A 4,726-nucleotide genomic window follows, 5' to 3' on the forward strand; every position below is an offset into this window, starting at 1 on the left:
ACCGATTTTGAGGTAGTCAGTTACCTAATTTTCAGGGAAAAAGTCCAGGAATTTTACCCCCGATCCCTCCAATGGTCGGCACTTTTTGAGGAAAAAAAGTCTAAAAGCCTTATCCAACAAGGTTTTTAGATTTATTCAGCAGCCCCTAATTATCCTAGACGTTGATTCTGTTTTCGATTCTTATCCCCCGGAAAAAATATGGTAAAAATGTCGTTTATTTTCTTTTTGTCACCGTTGACAAAATTTCTAAAACCTCAAGGATAAAACTGATAATTGAGATTAATAATTATGGGAAAAAATTACTCTTATCTTGTTAAAACTTACTCTATTTATGCTCAGTAAATATCGTGAGCAAATTCCCGAATCAAAGGGGAAGTGAGAGGAATTTTTATCCTTGGTACTAAAATTAACAATAGGCAGTTTAAATGCAGTACAGCTTATTAACAACTCTAATTAATCTTTTATTAATATATAGCGTTTCCTGTTCGCACTAGGTACATTATCGATGTTGAAAAGCTTAATTAGCAAAGGTTTAAGTGTGCCACACAGGTGTGAGAACCGCTATAACTTCGGTTGACGGAATTGATAAACATCAGCGATCGCCTGTACCCAACCATTAGCAACGGATTCTAATAATCGATCGCCTTTTTCTTTACTTGCATTAGTAGCATCTCCCATCACTCCACTTTTAGTTAATTCCTTAGTTAACCAAGCAAAGGGTAATTTTCCCTCCATAGTTAACAAACTATTTTCTGGCAAACCTTGGGGATATTCTCGGACGGCCCGCTCAATTTTTACCTGTTCTGGCAGTAATGATAACATAATGCTAGTTTCCACATCTCCTGCATGAATACCGTATTCTAATTCATATTCCGAGAATAATTCAGCCGCATTGTGGGGAACTCGCCAAGTGAAAAAAGGAAATACTAAAAAATCGGGATATTGTTGATGAATATCCCTAGCAGCAATTTCCATAACTTGCGGTTGCCCGCCGTGGGAGTTCATTAATACTAACTTGCGAAAACCCGAACGATAGAGACTTTCAGCTATCTCTTGAATGAGGGTTAATAAGGTGGCTGCCGAGAGGGTAATCGTGCCTGGAAAAGACCAATGTTCGTTAGATTTTCCGTAGTAGAGACAGGGTAAAGCGAAAGCGGCGATGTTTGTATCTAATTTCTCGAAAGCTTTGCCTAAAACCCCTAAACTAATGGCAGCATCGACGGCAATAGGTAGATGGGGTCCGTGTTGTTCGATCGCACCGATGGGTTGAATAATTACCACATTTTCCTTATCTGGCATTGAATCTATATCTGTCCAAGTAAGATAGGGAAAATAACGATGTGGGGGAATAAAACCGTGCATCATAATTTTATTGGGGGTGAGGGATTATGCTTGGGGGGAAAAATTACTGTTTATATTGTAATTTTATCACTAATTCTTGGCAAGGTGGCCAATCGTCAACTATCGAGACTATGGAGAGCATCAAGAATACCTATAGGGCCAGACGAGGAAAAAGAAAGAGTCGAAGCGGAGCGAAAAATAAGCGTGGCGCGATTCCGGAGCGTGGCAGCATTGGCCAAGAACAAAACCGCATCGGAAATCAACCCTTGTCACCGAAAAACTTTTCCAAGAGATTCCCCCTGACAAAAGAAAAACCGACCTTTGTGACAAGGCCAAAGAATTTTGTGGACATCAAGAGTTGAGTCAGAAACTAGGAGCAGATTTTTATTTTGCTAATCCTTATCATTTTTGGGAAAGAGGATTAAACCCAGGGTAAGAGTATCTTAAATCCTTGACAAAATGAACTTTATGTGGTTTTCTTCCCCATACCCCACACCCCAACAAACTTTTTGCCGCAAACCCTATGTAACCCTAAAGTTTTATTTACCTTCTCCTACTACAGATTGATAAAATCTTTCTAGACTTTCTACAGAGGTTCGATCGTTAAATACTGTATCGATATTCATTTTAGTATAATCTTTGATTGTTTGTCGCCATTGATTATCTAAACCTAAACGGATAGCAATTTCAATATAGTGATTTTTATCCGTAGCAATTGTCTCGGTTATGCCTAATTTTTTCAAGATAGCATAGGAATGTCTTCCCCGCATAAATTCCCCCGGACAGGTAACAACTGGAAGCTGACAGGCAATTGCTTCTAAGGTGGTATTTCCCCCCGACCAACTTAAGTTATCTAAATAGATGTCTGCTAATAAGTTAAGCTGAAAATAATCATTTTGTTCTAATTGTGGCATCATTACCCCGTAATCTTGCCAATTGAGTCCATACTTATTAAAAGCTTGACTTAATCTCGACTGAAAGCAATGGGTCACAAATTCGCTACGATGACAGATAAAAATAAATTGGCTGTTGGGAACTTGTTGGGCAATTCTAGGGAAAATATCGTCATTTTCTGGCAGATATTTAAATAAACTCTGACAGTTTAAATAGATGATTTTATCCTCGTTTAATCCCATCTCTAAACGAGTTTTTCTCTGGGGAGGAAGGGAAGGTTTGGCATAGGCAATACCTAAATTGGATAAGCGAATTAATTTTTCACTGTAGTGATTATCTCCCTGCGCGGGTTCCATTAATTCACTGGAGATAAAATAATCAATGGTTGGTAATCCTGAGGTGATGGGATGACCCCAAGTTACACATTGTACTGGAGCTAAACGCAATCCTGCTAGTTGGGTAGTGCGAGCATCCATACCAATATCTAAATAAACTAGAATATGTAACTGATTATCTAAAATATGTTGAGCAATTCTTTCTATATTTACCAGATTATCAAACTGATAAAAATATTCACTTTGCTCTTGATATTGTTTGGTAAAATTATCGCAGGTGTTATTAATATCTATTCCATAACAGTAAATTTCAAATTGCTCTCGATTTCGCCACTGCAACCATCCTTGAAACAGTTTCGCTACCGTGTGATGACGCAAGTGAGCAGAAATATAGCCAAGGCGAATTTTTCCCGTCGGTATGGTTAGGTTTTTCACCCAATTAGGAAAGTTGGCTGAGGTAATTTTATAAACTAATTCTCCATATTTTTTTTGTAGTTCTAAATCATTTTTAGCTTGATATTGAAGATAAAAGTTAGTTCTTAATCCAATACTTTTCCAAGCATCCTGCTGTTGATTAGTAGTGGTTAAATCAAGATTAGACAAGATATTATCTAACTGTTTCTCGTAGTTTGATCGATATAGCATAATATCTGCTTGAGTTGTGTAAACTATCGGCATTAACCGCATTAATTCTAACTTCAGGGATAGGTGATCGGGAAGATACTCTAAAGCTGATTTAGTTGCTTGAATTGCCACCTCGATCGGATAATTATTTTGTAGTAACCAAATTAGGCGCAAATGTAAATCAATATTTTCTGGATGATAGTTAATGCCTTTTTTATACACTTCTAAAGCTTGTTTTTCTCCTTTAACAATGAGATAGCAATGGGCGCAATTTAAATAAAAATTGCTGTCCTCTATTTTAATTGCTAATAATTTTTGATAATAGTTTAATGCTAATTGATAGATTTTTCTTTGATAAAAATAATCACCAGAATAAAGATCCGCTCTTTTTTGGTCAGCTTGCAGAATTTCCCAAAGGGAGAGATTTTGACTAATTTCTCCTCTATCTCCTGCCAGTTGTTGAGCCATTTTATAAGCATTTTTTGCCTCTGTCCAAGCTTGTTTAACTAAATAGACATTGCCTAAATTGATATAAAAAGGATAAAAATCACCCTGTTTATTAATTCCCTGCTGATAGAATTTTTCGGCTGACTCTAAGCTAAACGGCGCTTAACCTGCATGATCCAACAGCTATAACCCTTTTGGAGTCTATATCGGTGATCCGAAGTAAAAGCCGTTTAGCTTAGCTGCCCTAGTTTATAAAATAAATTGCCCAGTTTGTTATAAGCATCGATAAAATTGGGATTGAGATCAATCGCTTTTTGATAAGCTGATAAAGCTATACCTAAACGGGATTGTTTTTCTAGCACCATGGCCATAGTATAATGATATAAGGCTTGATTTTCCTCTAAGTTGATGGCTCGTGCCAAACAGTTAAAAGATTCTGTTAGTCGGTTAATTATATAGTATAAATATCCTAAATCGTGCCAGATGTAAGCTAATTGTTCACGCCAAGATAAAATTCTTAAGTAAAAGTCCTCAGCTAAAGTATATTCTTGCCGATTAATAGCCTCTTGCACCTCTTGAAGACAGGAGTTTATCGCAGTCAGGGCATAATTTTCTATCTCTTCATCCCCTTCTATTTCCTCTAATTCTAGCCACTGAAGATAGATTAATTTAGCTTGGCCAAACTGCCAGCAATCAAGATTTCTAATTATCTCTTTTTTGAGCAGCACAATTAAATCCTGACTGGACTCTGATTGTAACAGCCAAAATAAACAAATTTCTTGCGCTGTTGCTTGCTGCTCTAGCAGCAGATAAGCTAATCCCAGATAGGGATAATAATCAGTCACTTCCGGATGAACCGCGAGCGCTTGTTGACAGAATAACAATAATTGATTATAGTCTCCCGATGCTAACATTAGCTCGATCGCTTGTTGGTGATTACTGTTGATCATCGAAAATTTGGGTCTGAAACCCCGTCGTTCTACGACGGCTTTACTGTTAAATATTAGCACATTTACGAAATATATGCTAGTGTGAAAGGACATGGAAAAAGCCTATTCGTTTCGATTTTACCCCACACCAGAACA

Annotated in this window: 2 protein-coding genes and 2 pseudogenes; 2 read left to right on the top strand and 2 right to left on the bottom strand. The window is 37.2% G+C overall.

Annotation, left to right across the window (positions count from 1 at the left end; all coding sequences use genetic code 11):
* Positions 1–561: 561 nt before the first annotated feature.
* Positions 562–1,365: a creatininase family protein gene (locus PX481_RS11875; RefSeq protein WP_002762063.1), complete on the bottom strand. Its 804-nt coding sequence runs from the start codon at positions 1,363–1,365 to the stop codon at positions 562–564.
* 198 nt (positions 1,366–1,563) lie between these two features.
* Here PX481_RS11875 and PX481_RS11880 point away from each other — a divergent pair.
* A pseudogene (locus tag PX481_RS11880) lies at positions 1,564–1,768 on the top strand (IS30 family transposase); the annotation flags it as partial.
* 112 nt (positions 1,769–1,880) lie between these two features.
* On the opposite strand, the pseudogene PX481_RS11885 reads toward PX481_RS11880, so the two are convergent.
* Positions 1,881–4,591: pseudogene (locus tag PX481_RS11885) on the bottom strand (O-linked N-acetylglucosamine transferase family protein).
* A gap of 91 nt (positions 4,592–4,682) precedes the next feature.
* Here PX481_RS11885 and PX481_RS29705 point away from each other — a divergent pair.
* Positions 4,683–4,726, top strand: a 44-nt coding sequence (locus PX481_RS29705; RefSeq protein ID WP_353737494.1) for a helix-turn-helix domain-containing protein, incomplete at its 3' end; no start/stop codon positions are given.

This window comes from Microcystis sp. M53603_WE2, from assembly GCF_030065435.1.